This is a genomic window from Caballeronia zhejiangensis (assembly GCF_000698575.1).
Lineage (GTDB): Bacteria > Pseudomonadota > Gammaproteobacteria > Burkholderiales > Burkholderiaceae > Caballeronia > Caballeronia zhejiangensis.
Genome location: NZ_JFHD01000053.1, coordinates 1 through 21,369 on the forward strand (window position 1 = coordinate 1; position 21,369 = coordinate 21,369).

The window sequence follows — 21,369 nt, forward strand, 5'->3', positions numbered from 1 at the left end:
GCTTCGACGGCGATGCCGGATTGCTGCGCGCGTGCGCCGGAGCGTCGTCATGACGGCACCGACATTGCACGATGCGCCGGTGTTCGGCTGGGACGTGGGCGGCGCGCACGTCAAGGTGTCGATGGCGACGCGCGCGGGCGTGCTCGCCGACGTCGCGCAATGGGCGTGTCCGCTGTGGCAGGGCATGGCGCACCTGGAACGCGCGATCGACGCGATGTTCGAGCGCTGGCCCGCCGCCGCCGATCCGGCCGCGCGCCACGCCGTCACGATGACGGGCGAAATGGTCGATCTCTTCGCCGACCGCGCCGAGGGCGTGCGTGCGTTGACGCGCGCGCTTGCGCAAAGGCTCGGGCCGCGCACGATGTTTTTCGCCGGCGACGCGGGCTGGCTCGCGCGCTCGGCGTGCGCGGAACACTGGCGCAAGGTCGCATCGGCGAACTGGCTCGCGACCGCGCAATGGGTCGCGGCGTGCCTGCCGGATGCGCTGCTCGTCGATATCGGCAGCACGACGACGGACATCATTCCGATCGTCGGCAGACGCGTCGTGGCGCGCGGCACCAGCGACGCCGAACGGCTCGTGAGCGGTGAGCTCGTGTATCAGGGCGTGGTGCGAACGCCGTTGTGCGGGCTCGCGCATCGCATCGCGTTTCGCGGCGAGCACGCCGGCGTGATGAACGAATGGTTCGCGACGACCGCGGATGTCTATCGTCTGACGGGCGAGTTGTGGCCCGAGCACGACCAGCATCCGAGCGCCGACAACGGGCCGAAGACGCAGGCTGCGAGCCGCGTCCGGATTGCGCGGATGATCGGCCGCGACGCCGCCGATGCGAGCGATGCGGAGTGGCGGCGTTTCGCGCAGGGCTGGCGGCGCGAGCAATTGCGCGCGCTGGAGACGAATCTGGCGCGCGTCGTTGCGCAGGATGCGGCGCTGGCGGCGGCGCCGATCGTGGGCGCGGGTTGCGGGCGCTTTCTGGCGGCGGCGCTGGCGCGGCAGGAGGCGCGCAGCTATGTCGACTTCGCGCGTCTCGCGGGTATCGACGGCGACGATGCGACGCGTGCCGAATGGGTATCGACGTGCGCGCCGAGCGTGGCGGTTGCGCTGCTGGCGTCGATGGCGATGAAGGGCGCGGGAGGCAACGAAGCGCATCTGTCGAACGATGCATCGGCGCGCGCTGCGTGATAGCGTGCGAAACATAGCGAAGGACGCGGGTGCGTGGCCCGCCGGCTTGATCGAACGAGGACAGGAATATGTGGGTGGTGAAGATCGGGGGAAGCCTGAGTCACGACCCGGCGCTGCGCGAGTGGTTGACGCGGCTATGGGAAGTGGGCGGCGGGCGCGTCGTGATCGTGCCGGGCGGCGGCGATTTCGCGGACGCGGTGCGGCAGTATCAGCAGGAGTGGCATTTCGACGATCTCGCGGCTCACAACATGTGTCTGCTCGCGATGGCGCAGTACGCGATTCTGATGCAGGGCGTGGTGCCGGAGCTCGTGCTGGCGTCGAACGAGGATAGGATTCGGCGCGCGTTGCGCGATGGGCGTGTGGCGGTTTGGGTTCCGACCGATCTGATGCGCTCGACGCCCGATTCCATGACGAACTGGGATACCACTTCGGATTCGCTCGCCGCGTGGCTTTCTACTTCGCTTAATGCGGAGCGGTTGATGATCGTGAAGTCTTGCGAGGTCGAGGCGAATGCGCCGCTCGAGGCGCTGGCTTCTAAAGGCATTCTGGATCGGCGGTTTGCGGCTTATGTGCGGGATGCAAATTATGTCGTCGAGGTTTTGAGTAAGTCCGATGTAGGGGTTATGCGGGATCGATTGCTCAACGTGGCGGTTTGAATTTTCTTCGCTTTTGGTTTTGCTTATCGCTTTTGATTTCGCCGGATCCCGTTTTCGTGTCGGTCTATTAGCACTGCCCCTGTGCGGGGCGGCAGTCACTTTCTTTGCTGCTGCAAAGAAAGTAACCAAAGAAAGCAGCTTCCGATACGCCCGCGGTCACACGCAATTTGGGTAGTCCTCTCGTCCATCGTGGGCTGCCTAAAGAGTGCCCTCATCACAATCACCGGGCTTGGCTCGCGCACGGTCTGTCACATCGCACCACACAACAATCTGGTTCAGCACCACATAGCTCCGGCCCGCTTCGCGGCCGACCGGTCAATCGGGACTGCACGTGCTGCTCTACTAACGTCTCCATCTCACTGCAATCGCCGCCCTTTTGGTTTCCCTTGCAGACCCAGCGGCAGCGCGTAGCGCTGTGCCGAAGCCATTTCGTGCTGAACCAGCGCCCTCGAAGTTATTGGTTGGCAGACCGTGTGCGAGCCACGCCCGATTAGGTGTTTGAGGGCACTCTTTAGGCGAGTGCCGCCTGTGACGAGAGGACTACCCAAATTGCGTGTGACCGCGGGCCGTGACGAGCTGCTTTCTTTGCTTACTTTCTTTGCAGCAGCAAAGAAAGTGAGTGCCGCCCCGCACAGGGGCAACGCTAATAGACCGACGCGAAACCGGGGTCCGGCGAAAAAGCCCCCGAATAACAAACGCTCAGCGAGCAAGATGCAAAGCCCGAACCCACTTCTCGACGCGAAGCGGATCAAGCCTCCCAGTACGTCCATCGCGCTCATCGCAAAGAGCCCCACGAAACCCGGCGATATCCGGCGCGAGCAAACGAATCCTGTCGAGATCGTCCCACCTCAAAGATCCGGCGACGGCAATCATCGTCCCCCGCTTGCGCGCATCGCCGATGCAGGAAGCAAGCGCCCCCACATCGACGCAATCGAACAACGTGCGCCCGTCCTTGCTCGCCGTATCGAACACGATGCCCACAAAGCCCAGTTGCGCCGCAAGCGCGGCCAGTTCGCGATCCACGCCATCGTCGGATAACAACACCGGCACGACAGCCGCCGGCAAGCTCGCCAGATGCCGCAAGCACGCAAAAGCGCCCGCCCCGGGCGACACCCCGACCTTCACATAATCGACGCCCGTAGCCGCGACATCGAGCACGCGCGCGGTCATCTCGTCGAGCGCATCGTTGGGCAAATCGCCGATCGTCGCGCTGATCGGCCGCACCGCATACCGCGCACGCAACGCCCCCACGATACGCGCGATATCGCCGATCGCAACAGCGCCCAGCGCGCCCGCGCCCGGCTCCTTCAGGTCGATCAGTTCGGCGCCGGCGTCCGCCGCATCGAAGGCTTCGTCGGCCGAGCGGACGCTCGCGAGCAATGCGGTCATCGTCGAAACTCCAGAGGGATGGCTACGGAAAACGCGTCAGCTCACAGCCTTCGCGCGATGCGCCTCGATCGCCTGCAAAAGCCATTGCCAGGCCTCGCGCTCGGCGTCGCCCGCAGTCTTGTCGATGGCGATCCGCAAATACGCCACCTCGCTATCCACCTTTTCAGGCGGCAACATGAACAGCCGGCTCACGAGAATCGCGCCTTCGACAACCGCCGCCTGCGCGCGATTGAAGCCCGGAAACGGCGCATGCGTCTCGCGATGCACACATTCCATGCGCAACGTCGGGCGCGCTTCGTCATCGAGAAGTTCGGCGAGACGCAGCTCGATATGCGCGAGCGTCGATGCGAGCCGCACGCTTGGCACCGTGCTCGCGGCAACCGTCGGCCAGTCGCGCGCAATGCCCGTCACGCAGCCCGCGAACACGCGCACGTCCGTCGTCAGATTGATGACGGCGCTCTTCGTCGCGATGACGTTATCGAGCGTCGTCGACGGACGGAACGGCGCAAGAATCGCGAGGCCCTCTTCGAAGCGCACGCCCATCGGCGCGATATGCGGCCGGCCATCGCGATCCGCGGTCGTGACGATGGTCTCGTAAATCATGATGGTCGGCGAAAGTATTCGTAGCCGCACGAAAGAGCCGCCATCGCTTCGATGCGGCTTCGTGCGGGTTCGGTCCGCGTTTAGCGGGTGGCGATATACATCGTGATTTCAAAACCAAAACGCATATCGGTGAAGCTCGGCGTAGTCCATTGCATGGGCGTTCCTCCAGATGAGTCGGGTTGATGCCTCGATACCGCTTCGATGATTTGCCGATGCGGACGAATCCGCCAGGCGGCCGGGAGGGGGCCGGCCCTTCGACGATGCAAGCGCCATGCCAATGACATGAAGCGGATGCCGAAGAGCGCGGCTCGCTCATCATGCGCGCCGACTGTGACGAAATCAGAACACAGTGTCCCATTGCTTCGTTCATAAACGCATCAGGGCTATTCCCGACTAAGGCATCGCTTAAGCCCGGGCAAGTAATTCGTGAATTCCTTTCTGTGCGACGCGTGCTTACTCTGCAATGACAGCAGGGCGCGGTTCACAAGCGGCGATCGCTTCGAGCAGCACCGCGACGCCACTCTCATCTCACTGTCGAGGAAACGGAATGAACGACTTCAGCAAGGCCGCCGTCGAGGCGGTGCGCAATCCGTCCGATCCGCGCTCGCGCTATGCGGCCGGCGTCATGAAGTATCGCGAGATGGGCTACTGGCAGCCCGATTACACGCCGAAGGACACCGACGTCATCGCGCTCTTTCGCATCACGCCGCAAGCGGGTGTCGAGCCGGAGGAAGCGGCTGCGGCCGTGGCGGGCGAGTCGTCGACGGCGACATGGACGGTCGTGTGGACCGACCGTCTCACTGCATGCGACATGTACCGCGCGAAGGCGTATCGCGTCGAACCGGTGCCGAATGCGCGCGCCGACGAGCCGCAGTACTTCGCTTACATCGCGTACGAACTCGATCTTTTCGAAGAGGGATCGGTCGCGAACCTGACGGCGTCGATCATCGGCAATGTGTTCGGCTTCAAGCCGTTGAAGGCGCTGCGGCTCGAAGACATGCGTATTCCCGTTGCGTATCTGAAGACGTTTCAGGGACCGCCGACGGGCATCGTCGTCGAACGCGAGCGGCTCGATAAATACGGACGTCCGCTGCTCGGTGCGACCGTGAAGCCGAAGCTCGGCTTGTCGGGAAAGAACTATGGGCGCGTCGTGTACGAAGGCTTGAAAGGCGGGCTCGATTTTCTGAAGGACGACGAGAACATCAATTCGCAGGCGTTCATGCACTGGCGCGATCGTTACCTCTTCGCGATGGAAGCGGTGAGCCGCGCGCAAGCCGAGACCGGCGAAGTGAAGGGTCACTATCTGAACGTGACGGCCGGCACGATGGAAGACATGTACGAGCGCGCGGAATTCGCGAAGGAACTCGGGTCGTGCATCGTGATGATCGATCTCGTGATCGGCTGGACCGCTATTCAGTCGATGTCGAAGTGGGCGCGTCGCAACGACATGATCCTGCATCTGCATCGCGCGGGACATGGGACTTATACGCGGCAGCGCAATCATGGCATCTCGTTTCGCGTGATCGCGAAGTGGCTGCGGATGGCGGGCGTCGATCATGCTCATGCGGGCACTGCCGTCGGCAAGCTGGAAGGCGATCCGTTGTCGGTGCAGGGCTATTACAACGTGTGCCGCGAGGCGCGCAATGAGCCTGATCGGTCGCGAGGGATCTTCTTCGATCAACCGTGGGCGGGGTTGCGCAAGGTGATGCCGGTGGCATCGGGCGGGATTCACGCAGGGCAGATGCATCAGTTGCTCGATCTCTTTGGAGATGACTGCATTCTGCAATTCGGCGGCGGGACGATTGGACATCCGCAAGGGATTCAGGCCGGGGCGACGGCCAATCGCGTCGCGCTCGAAGCCATGGTGAAAGCGCGGAATGAAGGGCGGGATATTGCTCGTGAAGGCCCCGATATTCTTGAAACCGCCGCGCGGAGGTGTACGCCGTTGCAGCAGGCGCTCGATACCTGGCGCGATGTCACTTTCAACTATGCGTCGACGGATACGCCGGATTTTGCTGTTACTGCTACGGCGGGGGTATAAGAGGTTTGTTGTTGTCGCCGGATCCCGTTTTCGTGTCGGTCTATTAGCACTGCCCCTGTGCGGGGCGGCAGTCACTTTCTTTGCTGCTGCAAAGAAAGTAACCAAAGAAAGCAGCTTTTCAGGCCCGCGGTCACACGCACGTTGGGTAGTTCTCTCGTCCCAGGCGGCACTCGCCTAAAGAGTGCCCTCAAACACCTAATCGGGCTTGGATCGCGCACGGTCTGCCGCCCGAAGGTGTTGAGGACACTGGTTCAGCACGAAACTGCTTCGGCACAGCGCTACGCGCTGCCGCCGGGTCCGCAAGGGAAACCAAAGGGCGGCGATTGCAGTGAGATGGAGACGTTAGTAGAGAAGCACGCGCGGACCCGATTGACCGGGTCGGCCGCGAAGCGGGCTGGAGCTATTTCGTGCTGAACCAGTTTGTTATGTGGTGCGATGTTACAGACCGTGCGCGAGCCAAGCCCGATGGGGTGTTTGGGGGCACTCTTTAGGCAGCCCACGATGGACGAGAGGACTACCCAAATTGCGTGTGACCGCGGGCGTATCGGAAGCTGCTTTCTTTGCTTACTTTCTTTGCAGCAGCAAAGAAAGTGAGTGCCGCCCCGCACAGGGGCAACGCTAATAGACCGCCGCGAACACAGGATTTCATAGAAGCAGCATGAACCAATCAACCTAAGGATGCCGAAATGAACATCACCCAAGGAACATTCTCCTTCCTGCCACCATTAACCGACGAAGAAATATCCGCACAAATCAATTACGCGTTAGAGCAAGGCTGGGCCTGCTCGGTAGAATACACCGACGATCCCCATCCAAGGAATACGTATTGGGAAATGTGGGGCCTCCCCATGTTCGACCTCCACGATGCCGCCGGCGTGCTGATGGAAGTGAACGAATGCCGCAAGACGTATCCGAACCACTACATCAAAGTAAACGCCTTCGACTCCGTCCGCGGATTCGAAACGATGCGCCTCTCGTTCATGGTGAATCGCCCAGCGGAAGAACGAGGCTTCCGACTCGAACGCCAGGACGACAGAAGCCGCATCCAGCGCTATGCGATCCGCACCTACGCAACCGATCGCCCGAGCGGCGAGCGTTATTGATGAGGAACACCGACCATGAACGCCGAAGCCACGCTCGAAGAAGCGCCGCAAGCGAAAGCGATGCACGCCGACCTGATGGCGCTCTATCGCGAATCGCGCATCGGCGAAGTACTGGCGGAACTGGACCGCGATCTCATCGGCCTCGCGCCGGTCAAGACGCGCATCCGCGAGATCGCCGCCCATCTGCTCGTGGAGCGCGCCCGCGAGACACTCGGTATCGCATCGGGTGCGCCCACGCTGCACATGTGCTTCTCGGGCAATCCCGGAACCGGCAAGACCACGGTTGCGCTGCGCATGGCGCAAGTGCTGCATCGCCTGGGCTATATCCGCCGCAATCATCTCGTCTCGGTGACACGCGACGATCTCGTCGGCCAGTACATCGGCCATACCGCGCCCAAAACGCGCGAAGTGCTCAAGCGTGCGATGGGCGGCGTGCTCTTCATCGACGAGGCCTATTACCTGTATCGCCCGGAAAACGAACGCGACTACGGACAGGAAGCCATTGAAATCCTGCTGCAAACGATGGAGAACCAGCGCGACGACCTCGTCGTGATCCTCGCGGGATACGAGTCGCGCATGGAGACGTTCTTTCATAGCAACCCGGGCTTTCGTTCGCGCATCGCGCATCACCTCGTATTTCCGGACTACGCGCCCGGCGAGCTTCTGCAAATCGCCGAGCACATGCTGAGCGACATGCACTACCGCTTCGACGACGCCGCGCGATGCGCCTTCGAAGACTATCTCGCGCATCGCATCAGACAGCCGAACTTCGCCAACGCGCGTTCGGTGCGCAATGCGCTGGATCGCGCGCGACTGCGTCAGGCGAACCGGCTGTTCGCCGCGGCCGAAAGCGGCAACGGTGTCGCCGATGCCAACGCGCTGATGCAACTCGACGCCAGCGATATCCGCGCGAGCCGCGTGTTCACCGATTCATAACTCGAAGGAGAACGCGATGCAGGATGGACGCACGACCTTATCGAAGTTCCTGATCGACACGCTCGACCGCAAGCCCGGACCCGAGGCGGCGAGCGGACTCTCCGCGCTGTTGATCGACGTGGCCGCATCGATCAAGACGATCGCGGCCGCATTGACGCGCGGCGCGTTGAGCGGACAGCACGGCTCGGCACAATCGATCAATACGCATGGCGAGGAACAAAAGAAGCTCGACCTTGTGACCAACGATATCTTCCTGCAGCATTGCGAATGGGACGGTCTGCTCGCGGGCATGGTGTCGGAAGAAATGGACGACGTCTACGCGATTCCCGAGCCGTATCCGCGTGGCGAGTATCTGCTCGCGTTCGATCCGCTCGATGGCTCGTCCAACATCGATATCAACGGCGTAGTCGGATCGATCTTCTCGGTGTTGAGGCGCGCGAGCGACGAAAGCGACGCGCCCAACGATGCAGCGTTTCTGCGTCCGGGCCGCGAGCAGGTTGCGGCAGGCTATGCGATCTACGGCCCGTCGACGATGCTCGTGCTCTCCGTCGGCAATGGCACGCACGGCTTCACGCTCGAACGCGATGTCGGCAACTTCGTGCTCACGCACTCCGATATTCGCATTCCCGAGGATTCGTGCGAGTTCGCGATCAACGCATCGAACGAGCGCTTCTGGGAACCCCCCGTGCGCCGCTACGTGCAGGAATGCAAGGACGGCCGCACCGGATGCCGCGCGCAGGACTTCAACATGCGCTGGATCGCATCGATGGTCGCGGAAGTGCATCGCATCCTCATGCGCGGCGGCGTGTTCATGTATCCGCGCGACTTCAAGACGCCAGCGATGGAAGGCCGCCTGCGTCTCCTGTATGAAGCCAGCCCGATGAGCTTTCTCGTCGAGCAGGCGGGCGGGCTGTCGATCACCGGGCGCGAACGCATTCTCGATGTCGAGCCGAAAGCGCTGCATCAACGCGTGCCCGTGATACTCGGCTCACGCAACGAAGTCGACCGCATTCAGCGCTATCACGGCGAATACGATCGCGGCGAGGACAAGCCGTTCACGTCGCCCTTGTTCAAGGAGCGCTCGCTGTTCCTGCCGGAAACGGAAGCCTGATCCCGCATCTGAAACGGCGCTCATCGATTACATTCAGGGAGACAAGCGCATGTCAGTCAAACATCCGATCGTTGCAGTGACCGGTTCGAGCGGCGCCGGCACCACCACCGTCATGAAGAGCTTCACGCATATCTTCAGGCGCGAAAAAATCAACGCGCAGATCGTCGAAGGCGATGCGTTCCATCGATACGATCGCCTCGGCATGCGCGAAGCGATGAAGCAGAGCGAACGCGACGGTCTCGTCAACTTCAGCCACTTCGGGCCGGAAGCGAATCTGCTGCATGAACTCGAAACGCTGTTCGATACCTACGGCGAAACCGGCGGCGGCAAGTTTCGCCACTACGTGCACGATGAAGGCGAAGCCGTGCATTACAAGCAGGAAGCGGGCACCTTCACGCCATGGGAAGACGTCACGCCCGGCACGGACATGATGTTCTACGAAGGCCTGCATGGCGCAGCCGTCACCGACAAGGTCGATATCGCGCGTCATGCGGACTTGCTCGTCGGCGTGGTGCCGATCATCAATCTCGAATGGATTCAGAAGCTGCATCGCGATCAGACGATGCGCGGTTACTCGCATGAAGCCGTCGTCGATACGATCCTGCGCCGCATGCCCGATTACGTGAACTACATCTGCCCGCAATTCTCGCGCACGCATGTGAATTTCCAGCGCGTGCCGACCGTGGATACGTCGAACCCGTTCACGTCGCGCGAGATTCCGCAGCCCGACGAGAGCTTCGTCGTGATCCGCTTCGCGAAGCCGAAGGGCATCGACTTTCCGTATCTGTTGACGATGCTGCACGACTCGTTCATGTCGCGGCCGAATGTGATCGTCGTGCCCGGCGGCAAGATGGGTCTCGCGATGCAGCTCATCTTCACGCCGATGATCCTGCAGCTACGCGACCGGCGCGCGCGCGCATGAAAGGTTTCTCATCATCGCATCCAAGGAGGCATCACATGAATGCCGTCGCTGAAGCATTGCCCCGACTTCATCGCTCACCCGACACGCGGCAGATGGCGAACGCGTTGCGCATGCTAGCCGTCGATGCCGTGAGCCAGGCCAACTCCGGTCATCCCGGCATGCCGATGGGCATGGCGGAGATCGCGGTCGCGTTATGGGGACGTCATCTGAAACATAATCCCGCCCATCCCGACTGGCCCGATCGCGACCGCTTCGTGCTGTCGAACGGGCACGGCTCGATGCTGCTCTATGCGTTGCTGCATCTGAGCGGCTATGACTTGTCCATCGACGAGATCAAGCGCTTCCGGCAGATGGGCAGCAAGACGCCCGGACATCCGGAATTCGGCGTGACGCCCGGCGTCGAAACGACGACCGGACCGCTCGGGCAAGGGCTGACGAACGCAGTCGGCATGGCGCTTGCCGAAGCCTTGCTCGCGCGCGAGTTCAATCGGCCGGGGCATGAGATCGTCGACCATCGCACGTATGTTTTCGCGGGCGACGGCTGTCTGATGGAAGGCGTGTCGCACGAAGCGGCGTCGCTTGCGGGCACGTTGCGGCTGAACAAGCTCACCGTGCTTTACGACGACAACGGCATTTCCATCGATGGCCACGTCGACGGCTGGTTCACCGACGATACGCCGAAGCGCTTCGAATCGTACGGCTGGCATGTCGTGCGCGCGGTGGACGGCCACGATGTCGACGACGTATCGCATGCGTTGCAGCTCGCGCGCGAGTCGGACCGGCCGACGCTGATCTGCTGCAAGACGGTGATCGGCCTCGGCGCGCCGAAGATGGCCGGCACGCACGATGTGCACGGCGCGCCGCTTCCCGCCGACGAAGTGGAAGCGACGCGGCACGCGCTTGGCTGGATGCATCCGCCGTTCGAGATCCCATCGCCGATACGCGCGCTGTGGGACGCGCGCGAGGCGGGCGCGGCGGCACAGGACGACTGGAATCGTCGCTTCGGTGCGTATCGCCGCGTGTTTCCGGGCGAGGCCGCCGAATTCGAGCGGCGCGTGCGCGGCGCGTTGCCCGCGAACTGGCGCGACACGGCGCATACGCTCGTGCGCGATGCGGATCGCGCGCGACAGAGCATCGCGACCCGCAAGGCGTCGCAACTCGCGATCGAAGGACTGGCGCGCGCGTTGCCCGAACTGCTCGGCGGTTCGGCCGACCTGACCGGCTCGAATCTCACGCGCTGGAAGGACGCGGTCGATGTAAGCGCCGCGCCGGAGAAGGGCAACTACATCCACTTCGGCGTGCGCGAGTTCGGCATGAGCGCGGTGCTGAACGGCGTTGCGCTGCATCGCGGGTATCTGCCGTTCGGCGGCACGTTTCTGACGTTCTCCGACTATTCGCGCAATGCGCTGCGCATGGCCGCGCTGATGAAGACGCGAACGGTGTTCGTTTTCACGCACGATTCCATCGGACTCGGCGAGGATGGCCCGACGCATCAGCCGATCGAACACGCCGCGACGCTGCGCATGATTCCGGGCCTCGACGTGTGGCGTCCGTGCGATACGGTCGAGACGATGCAGGCGTGGATCGGCGCGATCGAGCGCGACCGGCCTTCGTGTCTGCTGTTGTCGCGGCAGACTTTGCCGTTCGTGCCGCGCGACGAAGCGCAGATCGACGGCATCGAGCGCGGCGGCTACGTGCTCGCCGACTGGCCTTCGACTTGCGAGCGCGATGCGCGCCGCGTCGTGTTGATCGCGACCGGCTCGGAAGTCGCGCTTGCGCTCGCCGCCGTCGAGCCGCTGAAGAAAGAGGGCATTCTCGCGCGCGTCGTGTCGATGCCTTCGACGACCGTGTTCGATCGCCAGTGCAACGCGTGGCGCGAACGCGTGCTGCCCGAAGGCGTGCCGCGTGTCGCGATCGAAGCGGGCGTCACGGCGTTCTGGCGGCAGTACGTCGGGCTGAATGGCGGCGTGATCGGCATCGATCGCTTCGGTGAATCGGCGCCCGCCAGCGAACTGTTCGCGCACTTCGGCGTGACGACCGATGCGCTCGTCGACGAAGCGCGCCGCGTGGCCGCATGATTTTCGCGTTTTGCATGGAGACATCACGATGGCTTTCATCGCATTGAGGCAGTTGCTGGATCACGCGGCGGAGCACGGTTACGGCGTGCCCGCGTTCAACGTCAACAACATGGAGCAGGTCCACGCGATCATGCAGGCGGCCGAGGCGACGAGAAGCCCGGTCATCCTGCAGGCGTCGGCGGGCGCGCGCAAGTATGCGGGCGAGCCGTATCTGCGGCATCTGGTGTTGGCGGCGGTCGAGGCGCATCCGGATATTCCGGTGGTGCTGCATCAGGATCACGGCGCGAGCCCGTCGGTTTGCCAGCAGGCGATTCGTTCGGGCTTCACCTCCGTGATGATGGACGGCTCGCTCATGCCCGATCAGAAAACGCCCGCGGAATACGACTACAACGTGGACGTGAGCCGGCGCGTCGTCGAGGCGGCGCATTCGGTGGGCGTGTCGGTGGAGGGCGAGCTGGGTTGTCTCGGATCGCTGGAGACGGGGCGCGCCGGCGACGAGGACGGCGTCGGCGCACAAGGCGCGCTGAGTCACGATCGCCTGCTGACCGATCCCGACGAAGCGCGCGCGTTCGTCGAGGCGACGGGCATCGATGCGCTCGCGATCGCCATCGGCACGTCGCACGGCGCTTACAAGTTCAGCCGCCAGCCAACCGGCGATATTCTCGCGATCGATCGCATCGCCGAGATTCACGCGCGCATTCCGGATACGCATCTCGTGATGCACGGTTCGTCGTCAGTGCCGCAGGAATGGCTCGCGATCATCCGCGAGCATGGCGGCGAGATACCGGCGACGTTCGGCGTGCCCGTCGATGAAATTCGGCGCGGCATCGCGAACGGCGTGCGCAAGGTGAACATCGATACGGATATCCGGCTCGCGATGACCGGCGCGATGCGGCGCGCGATGGCGTCGGCGAAGTCGGAGTTCGATCCGAGGCATGCGCTGAAGGCGGCGACGGCGGCGGCGCGGGATTTATGCGTCGAGCGGTTCGAGGCGTTCGGCTGCGCGGGACACGCGGATCGCATCAGGCCGATGGGACTCGAGGCGATGGCGAAGCGGTATCACTGAGAGGAGCGCCGCTCGGTGAGACGGGCGGCTTCAGGCAGATCCTTCTGCGCTTCTTCGACACTGAAAATATACTCATGTCCTCGGATAGTTAAGGAGAACTTCGATGCTATCCGAGTGCAATCGCCCCACCAATATGCCAAACCGCCAATCGAAACAATTGGGACCTATTTCATGCCTACCGAATCACCGACAGCCATCCCCGCATGTTCCATCTCGGCCCTGCGCAATCGAAGATCGTACGACATGAGCAGCGCCCGCATCTGCGGCGACATGCCGTGATAGTGAACGAGAAAGCTCGACGGCACACGAAAGCCCCACGGCGTGTTGATGTCAACGAGGCTGCATATGTCTTCGCTGCCCAACGATGCCTGCTCCGAGACCGCGCAATTGAAATGCCATTGATCCCCGCCGCCCGATACGAGACTTTGCTTGTCATCGACGTTCTCGACGCTTGCGATGACCCGATCGAGTAGCGCGGCATTCGCAGGCGTGCGGCGAAAGCCCATCACGCCTGAATTGAAAATCCAGGTGCCGACATCGCGCGCAAGAACGAGATCGCGGCTGCTGCAGAAAGACTCGAGCGGCCGGTCGAGATCGTTGACGAGCGTGTCGGCGTCGAGCCAGAAAGCCCATTCGTGATGCGGGAGATTTTCGCGCAGCAGGAAAGGCTTGACCCAATTGCCGCGCATCGGCAGGCGTTCGGCGATGCGGCGCGGAACCTCGCGATGCACGTACAAGGTATAGCCATGACGTTCGCAATACTCACGCAGGTTCGCTTCTGCGATGCGTCCGTAGATCGCTGCCTCTGGCGTGTAGACGGTCGTGATCGACACGGGCCGTCCGGGATTGCAGGTGCTCATGGCCGTCATCGTGCTTTCATCGGATGCGCCGTCCTCGAACGCACGCGCATGGTTGTTGCGATGTGCATTGAGATGCTCGATGAGCGCTTCCCGCAGCCGGGGATGCACGCATGTTCGCGAGAGATCGGCGTGCTCTTCGGCGATAGCGAGCGCGAATACGCGAAACCGCGGCCATACGGGCATGAGGGGGCCACTGGCGGCGAGCACCGCGTAGATCGGGTTCCGCGCGTTACCGCAAACGCGAGGAAACGTGCATGCATCGAAGGCATCGAGCAGGTCGGTTTCGATTGGCGGTATAGGCGATCCGAACCGGCAGCGATTCACGACTTTCAGCAGCTCGGCGCGCACCCGAGCCGTGTTGCGCCAGATTTGAACATCGGGTTGAGGCTGCACGTCCTTGATACGGGTGAGCAGCCAGTCGCGTTCGCCGAGCACGAAGTCGAGCGGCACCGGCTCGACGATCGCAGCGTTCTCGCTCAGCAACAAAACGATCTCGCCCTCTTCGGCGCGGTGCATTTCGGAAAGCAGCGACTCGTACTTGAAGAGCCATTGCGCCGGCGCGTTCCGATAGATGTCTGCCGCGTCGATGACGATATGGCGATACCCATGCAAGGCGGCATAGTGTCGATGATTGTCGAGCGCTGCGCGGGAGGGGTGAAGAAAAAGACTGATGACTTGCATGATGGCGGCGCCGCTCCGTTGAAAGGAGAGCTGCGCGAAGGCTTAAAGGCGTGGAGAAATGTTCAACGGCGGATGCGAAGTACAAAAAACTAAGGATTACGCCGTAGTTCATGTTGTTAGCGGAACCGCATTTTAGGCTATTTGCAGTCAACCATTGAATAGTTCGAGCAACCTTTTTGGAGCGATGTCATCATGCCTACCGAATCACCGACTGCCGAACTCGGCGCGATCGCATCCGGTTTCGTGCTCCCCGCGACCGACGGCAGCATGCACACACCGCATTCTCTGAAGGGTGAGAACGGCCTCGTGATTGTCTTCATGTGCAATCACTGTCCCTACGTGAAGGCCGCGATGCCGAACCTGATCCGCGATGCGCGCGCGTTGCATGAAATCGGCGTCAACGTGGCAGGCATCAATTCGAACGATGCGGCCGTCTACACCGACGACGCCTTCGATCGCATGATCGCGGTCGCCGAAGAATGGAACCTGCCGTTTCCGTATCTGCACGACGAAACGCAGGAAATCGCGCGCGCGTATGGCGCGGTCTGCACGCCGGAGTGCTTCGGCTTCGACCGCGAATTGCGCCTGAACTATCGCGGCCGAATCGATGCGTCGTGCAAGCAGGCTTTGCCCGATGCGCGCCGCGATCTCTTCGAAGCGATGCGCGCAGTAGCGATAAACGGCGAAGCGCCCGAAGCGCAATATCCCGCGCTCGGCTGCTCGATCAAATGGAAGCCTTAGCTTGTCTTTTTTGTGCTGCCGGGCGCATGCCACGCCATCAGGTCTTCATCGGGCCGATCGACTTCGCATCCCCAATCGAGTTGCTCATCCTGATCGAAGCGCTTGCCCAGCTGCCACGCGATTTCCGCGCGCGCGAGCTGCACGCCGAGGTAGAACGCGTGCCCGCCATCGTTTTCGATCTTCAGCGCGGGATAGAGCGCGAACGGATCGACGGCGACGTGATGCCCGTCGCGGTTATAGACATGTATGCCGTCCGCCGATACTTGCACGCGAAAATTCGGATCGCGCACGGCGGCGGCGAATGCGGCGATCTCTTCGGCATCGTACGGAAACGGCCGCTTTGCGTGCAGCGCGGACAGATCGGCGGATATGCCTTTGGGCAGCGTCTGCGTTTCGCGCGCGGCGTGCATCACGCGACGCGCGACATCGGCTTCGCGAACGGCGCGGCGCGCGTGCAGGCTGACCGACGTCGTCAGCACGGCGGCGATGCGCAATTCCGCCGCCATGCCGAACAACACTGCGTTGATGCCGCTCGTGTCGGCCTCGGTCAGCTCGGTCACATTGCCGACGCCCATCATGATCGGCACTTCGGGATGACGCTCGCGCAACGACACGTAACGCGCGATGGACGCCGCGAGTCCGAACGGAATCGGATCGAGAATCGGATCGGCGAGAAAGGCGCGGCCGCGCCTCGTCATCGCGTCGATTGCGGCATCGAGCGATGCGACGTCCGCGGGCTCGCGCGGCACGAGTATCGGCGTCGACGCAATTTCATCAGTTATCCATAGCGTATCGACGTTGAGGCTCATCACATAGTCCGCGCCCGCGCGCCCGCCGCGCACGAGTTCCTCTTCACGCATCGAATCGACGCTCACGCGATAGCCTTGCTCTTTAAGCATCGCGACCGCGTCCTCGAGATGAGCAAACGGCGTTTCCGGCAGACAGCCGATATCGATTACATCCGCGCCTTGCCGCTTGTATTCGCGCGCGCGCGCCGCGATGCCGTCGAGATCGAGACGCGGCGCATCGACGATCTCCGCGAATATCTCCGTCTCGTAGCGCGACAGATCGACATGCCGCGCCTCGCGTCCGAAGAATTGCGGCAAGTCCTTCACCTCTTCGGGACCGCGCTCGACCTTCACGCCGTAATGCGCGGTGAGGGCGTCGAGATCGCCGCGGCATCGGCCGGGCACGATCATGCGAGTCGTGCCTTCGCTCAAGGGCGTCGCGACGCGCCGGCGGATCATGTCGGCGGTCATCAGGCCCGCGACCTGAAGGCCGATCTCGCGCACTTCCCATGTGAACGGCGATCCTGCGGCCACAGGCGCGATGCTTTCGAGCACTTGCCGAAGGCTGGGCTCCGCGAGCCGTCCCGTCAGGAAGACGATGTGTTCCATGCGAGCTTCAGGTCCGCCAGGCGTTGATCGAGCGCCGCTTTGAGATCGTCGAGCGAGCGGGCCACCGTGGTATGCGCGAAGCGCGCGAGCCGCTCGACGTTCTCGAACTCGATCGCGCGCGGCCTCACTTCGACCCATTCGTGCGGGGCGTGCGTGATGACGGAGGGCGCGGTATCGCATGCGAACACGATGCCCGGCACGCATTGCTTGCCGGCTTGCGCATAGAGATTGGTGGGCAGGGTATCGGAGATGCCGAACGCGCATTTGGCGACGGTGTTGCTCGTCGCGGGCGCGATCACGACCGTGTGATATTCGCCGTTATAGATCATGCCGACGGGCACGCTGCTCGCGCTGTTGTCGCGCAACACCTTGAAGTGCTCGCGCAGTTTCGCGACAGTCCAGCCATAGAGCGGCAGCACTTCCTCGCCGGCAGACGAGAGAAACAGATCGACGCCCGGAAGCTGCCGTGCGAGCGCGATCGATTCCTCGAGCATATGGCCCGAGCCCGTCACGCACCACGCAAAGCGCGCGTCGGGCTTGAACTCGTCGAGCCGGCGGGCGGGCGTGGGTTGCGTCATGCGTCGGATGCGCCCGGCGTATCGTGCGACAGCCGGATATGCAGACGATGCATCTTGCGATACAGCGTATTGCGGCTGATGCCGAGCACCTTCGCGACATTGCTCACGTTCCAGCGATGCTCGTCGAGCAACTGAAGCACGGTCTCGCGCTCCTTGACCTGGATCGCGTTGAGCGACGACGTATCGGCATCGTCGGCGAGATGCGGCGCTGCGGTTATCGGCGTGCGTGCGGCGGTTTGCGTGACCGGCGTGACGCCGTTCGCGATCTCTGGCGGCAGATGCGCGCAGCGAATCTCGGGGCCGTCGCAGAGTGCGATCGCCATCTGCAGCACATGCCGCAACTGGCGGATATTGCCCGGCCACGGATAGTTCAAGAGCGCCTGCTTCGCTTCGGCGGAAAGCGCGGGCGGCTCTTCGGCTTCGGTCTCGAGAATATGGCCGATGAGCGCGAGCGCATCGGCGCGTTCGCGCAGCGGCGGCAGATTGATCTCGATACCGTTCAGCCGGTAATACAGGTCCTCGCGGAACATGCCCGTTTGCACGAGCTCGACGAGATTGCGGTGGCTCGCGCTGATGAGCTGAAAGTCCACCTTTACCGTCGTTTCCGCGCCGAGCGGCGTCACCTCGTGTTCTTCGAGCACGCGCAGAAGACGCGCTTGCAACGCGAGCGGCATGTCGCCGATTTCATCGAGGAAAAGGGTGCCGCCGTTCGCCTGCACGATCTTGCCGCGACGGCCTTCACGCTGCGCGCCGGTGAACGCACCGGCGCGATATCCGAACAGTTCGCTTTCGATCAGATTCTCCGGCAGCGATGCGCAATTCACCGCGACGAACGCACCGGTTCCGTTGGGGCTGATGCTGTGCAGCGCATTGGCGAAGACTTCCTTGCCGGTGCCTGTCTGGCCGCGCAGGATGATCGGGATCTTCCGCTGGATCACGCGCGCCGCGAGTTGAATCTGCGAGGCCATGCGCGGATCGCCGAACTCCAGATGCGCGAGCTTGTCGAGGCGGCCCGCCGATGCCGGCTCGCGCGCGTCCTTCTTCGACGCTTTGGCGCGCGCGCCGGGCGCGGACAGATCGCGCGATGCCGGATCGTTCATCAGGATGCGCGTTGCGCCCTTCGCGCCTTCGCGCGACGTCTGCGCAGTGAGGAAGAAGCGGCTGTTCGCCTTCGCGCTGTAGACCGTCACCGGATGGAACGAGCCGCGAATGCTGCGCGCGATCATGTCTTCGAGCGACGCATTGAACGCTTCCTCGATGCGCTTGCCGCACAGCTCGGCGGGCGAGCGCAGATCGAGCTGGAAGAGGGCGCTGCGGCTTGCGGCGAGCACGACGCCGTCGTCGCTGACGGCGAGCTTGCCCGCATGCAGAGTGCCGACGAACTCGGGCCGGCTATGAAAGTGGATCATGTTCGCGTGCCGGTAGCGCGCATCGATCAGACGATTTTCGATCATCTGCCGCGACATGCCGACGAGCACGAGCGAATGCTGCTGCAACAGCTTCGAGCGGCTCGTGACATCGAGCACGCCGACGACGGTGCCGCGTTCATCGAAGATCGGCGCGGCGGAGCACGTGAGCGATGTATAGCGTGGATAGAAATGCTCGTGCTGACAAACGGCGATGCAGTCGCGCTCGATGAGGCACGTGCCCATGCCGTTGGTACCGGCTTCGCGCTCGCTCCACATCGCGCCGACGCGCAGGCCGTCGGCGGCGACGGCTTCGCCGAACGGCACCGACGACACCTGATGCACGATGACGCCATCGGCATCGACGAGCACGACGGCGAGTTCAGGATCGGCGAGTTGCTGATAGAGCGTCGTCATTTCGAGCTTCGAGCACGCGATGAGATCGCTCGCGGCTTCGCGACGCTCGTTGAGTTCGTGCTGCGCGAGCACGGGCGGCATGACGAAGCGGCCTGGATCGAGCCTGAATTCCGTGAGGCATCGCAGCCACGATTGCGCGACCGAATCGCTGGCGCGGCGCGCGGCCAGCGGATTATTGACGATGTTCAGCACTTCCCGGACATGCGTGTCTACGTCAGCAAGTGACGACATGGGGGCAAGTCTCCGTTGCGCCGCATTCCGGTGCGCGTTTCGCGCGGCCGTTCGACGCCGAATCTGTTGTGTTTTACGCTGGCGCTGCGGCCAATCGTGCCTGAAGGCGCGCCTCGTGGCCGGATGATCGGGAGATTTCAGGTGCTGTCTGCGGACCCGAACGACCGGTTCTCAAAAACTGTACATCCTTAGGCGCGTAGGTTCAATAAGTAGTCGCATAGAGTGATGCGAACGCGCCCGCTTTTTGCTTGCCATTCGCGGATGGATTCGGCGATTGGCGCCGGGTCTCTTTTCTATAAAGGGCCGCATTCGCGCGGTGATGAACATATGGGCCGATTCGAACCGATCCGCGAAGCTGCGTATGTTGCGCCGCAACCTGATGCGTCCCTATCGCATGCTGCAATGGACATCGTTTATATCGAGGGACTGACGGGGCAGACGGTTATCGGCATCGACAAGAGCGAGCTGCATGATCCGCAGCCGGTGCGGATGAGCCTCGCGATCGGAGTGCCGTCGTTGCGCGCCTGCGTGACGGATCGGATCGAGGACACGGTCAACTATGCGGCAGTGCGGGAGGCGGTTCACGGGCTGCTTGCGTCGCATGGATTGCAGTTGCTGGAGGCGCTGGCGGAGCGCATCGCGCAGATGCTTATCGCGGATTTCGGTGCGCATTGGGTAAGGGTTACGCTGGCCAAGCCAGCCAAGTTCGATGATGTCGATGCTGTGGGTGTTGTGATTGAGCGACGACGTAGCGTCGATGTGCGGGGCGGCGGTTCTGTTAGCCTTGCTTGGATCGGGCGGGGGTATGTGCCGGGGTGATGGGTTTTTGGTTTTTTTTTCGCTTTTGGTTTTTGGCTTTGGTTTTCGCCGGATCCGGCGAAATCAAGAGCGCGAGAGAAAACCGCAAGCAAAAAGAACTTCACTTGGCAGCAGCCTTCTGCTGAATCCCACAAGCCTTATAAGCATCCCTCTGCAATTCCCGATACTTTTTGGTTTGAGCCTTCGCGCGATCCACGCGAAACTCTGCCCCACCTTCCCCACCCAACGTAGCGTACTTAGAAAACGTAGATTGCTCGACGTAATCGTCATAAGTAAGCACCTTGGCGATCTTGTCGATCGCACACGAGCACTTGTACACGTTGGCGAAATCGTGCCCGTTATCGTCCATGCATCCGAGCACGTATTCCACGCGCCCTTCGGTCGGATAATCGTGCGTCTTCGCCGGCGGCGGCCCGCCACCCGCGCCTGTCGCGGCGAACGAAAGCGGCGAGATCAGCGAGAGGCAAAGAAGCACCGACAACGCGCAGCAACGTGGGGTCATGCGAAGAGCCTCGTGGTTATGAAACGAACAACGCCAAGACAGCCGGCACGCAAAAGTCCCACACGCACCGGCCCCAAACAACAAATCAGCTCGGCGAGAACGGATGCGACATCGTTCCCTTCTTCGATACTACATCTTGGGCCGATGGCTCGCCCGCCACCGCGCGCGCAATCGCTTCCTTCGTCGCCTGATAGTTGAAGTCGTGAATCTTCTGGTCGTTGTCCGCTTCCCAGTGAATGAACACGCCGACGCAAATGAACAGGTCGTCGGCTTCGTCGGCGGGAATGACGCCGCCTTCCACGCTGTCGGCGACAGCCATCGCCACCGCGCGCTGCGCCGGGCCGAACATCTGCACGGCCTGCTTCGCGCCCTTGATCGTCACCTTGTTGAAGAGAATCGTGTTCGGCTTGGTCAGCAGATTCGGCGCAACCACGGCGAGCAGCGACGTGAAGCCGTCCTTGTTGTTCGTGAGCGCGTTGCAGAACGCGGTCTCGGCAGCGGAACCTCGCGGTCCGATGATCAAGTCGATGTGTGCCACCTCGTTGCCATCGCCGACGAGCGACTCTCCTACCAGGACGCGGTTGATCTTGGCCATGCTGTTCCTCCAGTGATGTGTGGTTCTAGGGACTAGCGACTTGCTCTCGACTCGCGA

20 protein-coding genes are annotated in these 21,369 nt (G+C 62.6%); 11 read left to right on the forward strand and 9 right to left on the reverse strand.

The window, feature by feature from the left end:
* The first annotated feature begins 49 nt into the window (after positions 1–49).
* Together BG60_RS33385 and BG60_RS33390 are read left to right on the forward strand one after the other, a co-directional pair.
* Positions 50–1,180 (forward strand): hydantoinase/oxoprolinase family protein, encoded by a 1,131-nt coding sequence (locus BG60_RS33385; protein ID WP_008354330.1) that lies wholly within the window; start codon positions 50–52, stop codon positions 1,178–1,180.
* 68 nt (positions 1,181–1,248) lie between these two features.
* Positions 1,249–1,836, forward strand: coding sequence for an amino acid kinase family protein (locus BG60_RS33390; protein ID WP_008354331.1), 588 nt, complete (start codon positions 1,249–1,251; stop codon positions 1,834–1,836).
* Positions 1,837–2,535: 699 nt separating this feature from the next.
* On the opposite strand, the gene BG60_RS33395 is transcribed toward BG60_RS33390, so the two are convergent.
* The 3 genes from BG60_RS33395 to pqqA all read right to left on the reverse strand — a co-directional run bounded on the left by BG60_RS33395 (position 2,536) and on the right by pqqA (position 3,983).
* Positions 2,536–3,225: a (5-formylfuran-3-yl)methyl phosphate synthase gene (locus tag BG60_RS33395; RefSeq protein WP_033536730.1), complete on the reverse strand. Its 690-nt coding sequence runs from the start codon at positions 3,223–3,225 to the stop codon at positions 2,536–2,538.
* A 36-nt stretch (positions 3,226–3,261) separates the two neighbouring features.
* Positions 3,262–3,828 (reverse strand): DUF447 domain-containing protein, encoded by a 567-nt coding sequence (locus tag BG60_RS33400; protein ID WP_008354334.1) that lies wholly within the window; start codon positions 3,826–3,828, stop codon positions 3,262–3,264.
* Positions 3,829–3,908: 80 nt separating this feature from the next.
* Complete coding sequence (gene pqqA, locus BG60_RS40025) at positions 3,909–3,983, reverse strand: pyrroloquinoline quinone precursor peptide PqqA (protein ID WP_008354335.1); 75 nt, start codon at positions 3,981–3,983, stop codon at positions 3,909–3,911.
* Positions 3,984–4,375: 392 nt separating this feature from the next.
* On the opposite strand from pqqA, the gene BG60_RS33405 reads away from it, so the two are divergent.
* The 7 genes from BG60_RS33405 (at position 4,376) to fba (ending at position 13,085) form a co-directional block, all read left to right on the forward strand.
* Positions 4,376–5,869: a form I ribulose bisphosphate carboxylase large subunit gene (locus BG60_RS33405; RefSeq protein ID WP_034474177.1), complete on the forward strand. Its 1,494-nt coding sequence runs from the start codon at positions 4,376–4,378 to the stop codon at positions 5,867–5,869.
* A 686-nt stretch (positions 5,870–6,555) separates the two neighbouring features.
* On the forward strand, positions 6,556–6,972 hold the full coding sequence (locus BG60_RS33410) for a ribulose bisphosphate carboxylase small subunit (protein WP_008354337.1): 417 nt from the start codon (positions 6,556–6,558) through the stop codon (positions 6,970–6,972).
* A 15-nt stretch (positions 6,973–6,987) separates the two neighbouring features.
* Positions 6,988–7,908 (forward strand): CbbX protein, encoded by a 921-nt coding sequence (cbbX, locus tag BG60_RS33415; protein WP_008354338.1) that lies wholly within the window; start codon positions 6,988–6,990, stop codon positions 7,906–7,908.
* A gap of 16 nt (positions 7,909–7,924) precedes the next feature.
* Positions 7,925–9,019, forward strand: coding sequence for a class 1 fructose-bisphosphatase (locus tag BG60_RS33420; protein WP_008354339.1), 1,095 nt, complete (start codon positions 7,925–7,927; stop codon positions 9,017–9,019).
* A 49-nt stretch (positions 9,020–9,068) separates the two neighbouring features.
* Positions 9,069–9,941, forward strand: a complete 873-nt coding sequence (locus tag BG60_RS33425) for a phosphoribulokinase (RefSeq protein ID WP_008354340.1) — start codon at positions 9,069–9,071, stop codon at positions 9,939–9,941.
* Between the two features lie 35 nt (positions 9,942–9,976).
* Positions 9,977–12,019, forward strand: a complete 2,043-nt coding sequence (gene tkt, locus BG60_RS33430) for a transketolase (protein WP_008354341.1) — start codon at positions 9,977–9,979, stop codon at positions 12,017–12,019.
* Between the two features lie 28 nt (positions 12,020–12,047).
* Positions 12,048–13,085, forward strand: coding sequence for a class II fructose-bisphosphate aldolase (fba, locus tag BG60_RS33435; protein ID WP_008354342.1), 1,038 nt, complete (start codon positions 12,048–12,050; stop codon positions 13,083–13,085).
* A 164-nt stretch (positions 13,086–13,249) separates the two neighbouring features.
* Here fba and BG60_RS33440 read toward each other — a convergent pair whose 3' ends face one another.
* Entirely contained in the window at positions 13,250–14,626 is a 1,377-nt protein-coding gene (locus tag BG60_RS33440; protein ID WP_008354343.1) for a glycosyltransferase family protein, read from the reverse strand.
* Positions 14,627–14,818: 192 nt separating this feature from the next.
* Between BG60_RS33440 and BG60_RS33445 the strand changes: the two genes are divergently transcribed.
* Positions 14,819–15,367, forward strand: coding sequence for a thioredoxin family protein (locus BG60_RS33445; protein ID WP_008354344.1), 549 nt, complete (start codon positions 14,819–14,821; stop codon positions 15,365–15,367).
* On the opposite strand, the gene BG60_RS33450 is transcribed toward BG60_RS33445, so the two are convergent.
* Genes BG60_RS33450 through BG60_RS33460 form a run of 3 tightly spaced genes read right to left on the reverse strand, consistent with a single transcriptional unit; the run spans position 15,364 to position 19,396 of the window.
* Positions 15,364–16,764: a DUF6513 domain-containing protein gene (locus BG60_RS33450; RefSeq protein WP_008354345.1), complete on the reverse strand. Its 1,401-nt coding sequence runs from the start codon at positions 16,762–16,764 to the stop codon at positions 15,364–15,366. The two genes, BG60_RS33445 and BG60_RS33450, sit on opposite strands and share 4 nt — an antisense overlap.
* Positions 16,743–17,342 (reverse strand): flavoprotein, encoded by a 600-nt coding sequence (locus BG60_RS33455; protein WP_008354346.1) that lies wholly within the window; start codon positions 17,340–17,342, stop codon positions 16,743–16,745. The genes BG60_RS33450 and BG60_RS33455 overlap by 22 nt, the downstream gene beginning before the upstream one ends.
* On the reverse strand, positions 17,339–19,396 hold the full coding sequence (locus BG60_RS33460; protein ID WP_008354347.1) for a sigma-54-dependent Fis family transcriptional regulator: 2,058 nt from the start codon (positions 19,394–19,396) through the stop codon (positions 17,339–17,341). The genes BG60_RS33455 and BG60_RS33460 overlap by 4 nt, the downstream gene beginning before the upstream one ends.
* A gap of 327 nt (positions 19,397–19,723) precedes the next feature.
* On the opposite strand from BG60_RS33460, the gene BG60_RS33465 reads away from it, so the two are divergent.
* Positions 19,724–20,215 carry a dihydroneopterin aldolase gene (locus BG60_RS33465; protein WP_075583615.1) on the forward strand — a complete coding sequence of 164 codons (492 nt, stop codon included), beginning with the start codon at positions 19,724–19,726 and terminating at the stop codon, positions 20,213–20,215.
* Between the two features lie 100 nt (positions 20,216–20,315).
* Here BG60_RS33465 and BG60_RS33470 read toward each other — a convergent pair whose 3' ends face one another.
* Both BG60_RS33470 and fae read right to left on the reverse strand, forming a co-directional pair.
* Complete coding sequence (locus BG60_RS33470) at positions 20,316–20,717, reverse strand: hypothetical protein (protein WP_008354350.1); 402 nt, start codon at positions 20,715–20,717, stop codon at positions 20,316–20,318.
* Between the two features lie 85 nt (positions 20,718–20,802).
* Complete coding sequence (gene fae, locus BG60_RS33475; protein WP_008354351.1) at positions 20,803–21,312, reverse strand: formaldehyde-activating enzyme; 510 nt, start codon at positions 21,310–21,312, stop codon at positions 20,803–20,805.
* Between the last annotated feature and the right edge of the window lie 57 nt (positions 21,313–21,369).

Excerpts from the sequence above, each read along its gene's own strand:
- BG60_RS33385 (WP_008354330.1), top strand. The coding sequence starts at position 50 with ATGACGGCACCGACATTGCACGATGCGCCGGTGTTCGGCTGGGACGTG.
- BG60_RS33390 (WP_008354331.1), top strand. The coding sequence starts at position 1,249 with ATGTGGGTGGTGAAGATCGGGGGAAGCCTGAGTCACGACCCGGCGCTG.
- BG60_RS33395 (WP_033536730.1), bottom strand. The coding sequence starts at position 3,225 with ATGACCGCATTGCTCGCGAGCGTCCGCTCGGCCGACGAAGCCTTCGAT.
- BG60_RS33400 (WP_008354334.1), bottom strand. The coding sequence starts at position 3,828 with ATGATTTACGAGACCATCGTCACGACCGCGGATCGCGATGGCCGGCCG.
- BG60_RS33405 (WP_034474177.1), top strand. The coding sequence starts at position 4,376 with ATGAACGACTTCAGCAAGGCCGCCGTCGAGGCGGTGCGCAATCCGTCC.
- BG60_RS33410 (WP_008354337.1), top strand. The coding sequence starts at position 6,556 with ATGAACATCACCCAAGGAACATTCTCCTTCCTGCCACCATTAACCGAC.
- cbbX (WP_008354338.1), top strand. The coding sequence starts at position 6,988 with ATGAACGCCGAAGCCACGCTCGAAGAAGCGCCGCAAGCGAAAGCGATG.
- BG60_RS33420 (WP_008354339.1), top strand. The coding sequence starts at position 7,925 with ATGCAGGATGGACGCACGACCTTATCGAAGTTCCTGATCGACACGCTC.
- BG60_RS33425 (WP_008354340.1), top strand. The coding sequence starts at position 9,069 with ATGTCAGTCAAACATCCGATCGTTGCAGTGACCGGTTCGAGCGGCGCC.
- tkt (WP_008354341.1), top strand. The coding sequence starts at position 9,977 with ATGAATGCCGTCGCTGAAGCATTGCCCCGACTTCATCGCTCACCCGAC.
- fba (WP_008354342.1), top strand. The coding sequence starts at position 12,048 with ATGGCTTTCATCGCATTGAGGCAGTTGCTGGATCACGCGGCGGAGCAC.
- BG60_RS33440 (WP_008354343.1), bottom strand. The coding sequence starts at position 14,626 with ATGCAAGTCATCAGTCTTTTTCTTCACCCCTCCCGCGCAGCGCTCGAC.
- BG60_RS33445 (WP_008354344.1), top strand. The coding sequence starts at position 14,819 with ATGCCTACCGAATCACCGACTGCCGAACTCGGCGCGATCGCATCCGGT.
- BG60_RS33450 (WP_008354345.1), bottom strand. The coding sequence starts at position 16,764 with ATGGAACACATCGTCTTCCTGACGGGACGGCTCGCGGAGCCCAGCCTT.
- BG60_RS33455 (WP_008354346.1), bottom strand. The coding sequence starts at position 17,342 with ATGACGCAACCCACGCCCGCCCGCCGGCTCGACGAGTTCAAGCCCGAC.
- BG60_RS33460 (WP_008354347.1), bottom strand. The coding sequence starts at position 19,396 with ATGTCGTCACTTGCTGACGTAGACACGCATGTCCGGGAAGTGCTGAAC.
- BG60_RS33465 (WP_075583615.1), top strand. The coding sequence starts at position 19,724 with ATGGGCCGATTCGAACCGATCCGCGAAGCTGCGTATGTTGCGCCGCAA.
- BG60_RS33470 (WP_008354350.1), bottom strand. The coding sequence starts at position 20,717 with ATGACCCCACGTTGCTGCGCGTTGTCGGTGCTTCTTTGCCTCTCGCTG.
- fae (WP_008354351.1), bottom strand. The coding sequence starts at position 21,312 with ATGGCCAAGATCAACCGCGTCCTGGTAGGAGAGTCGCTCGTCGGCGAT.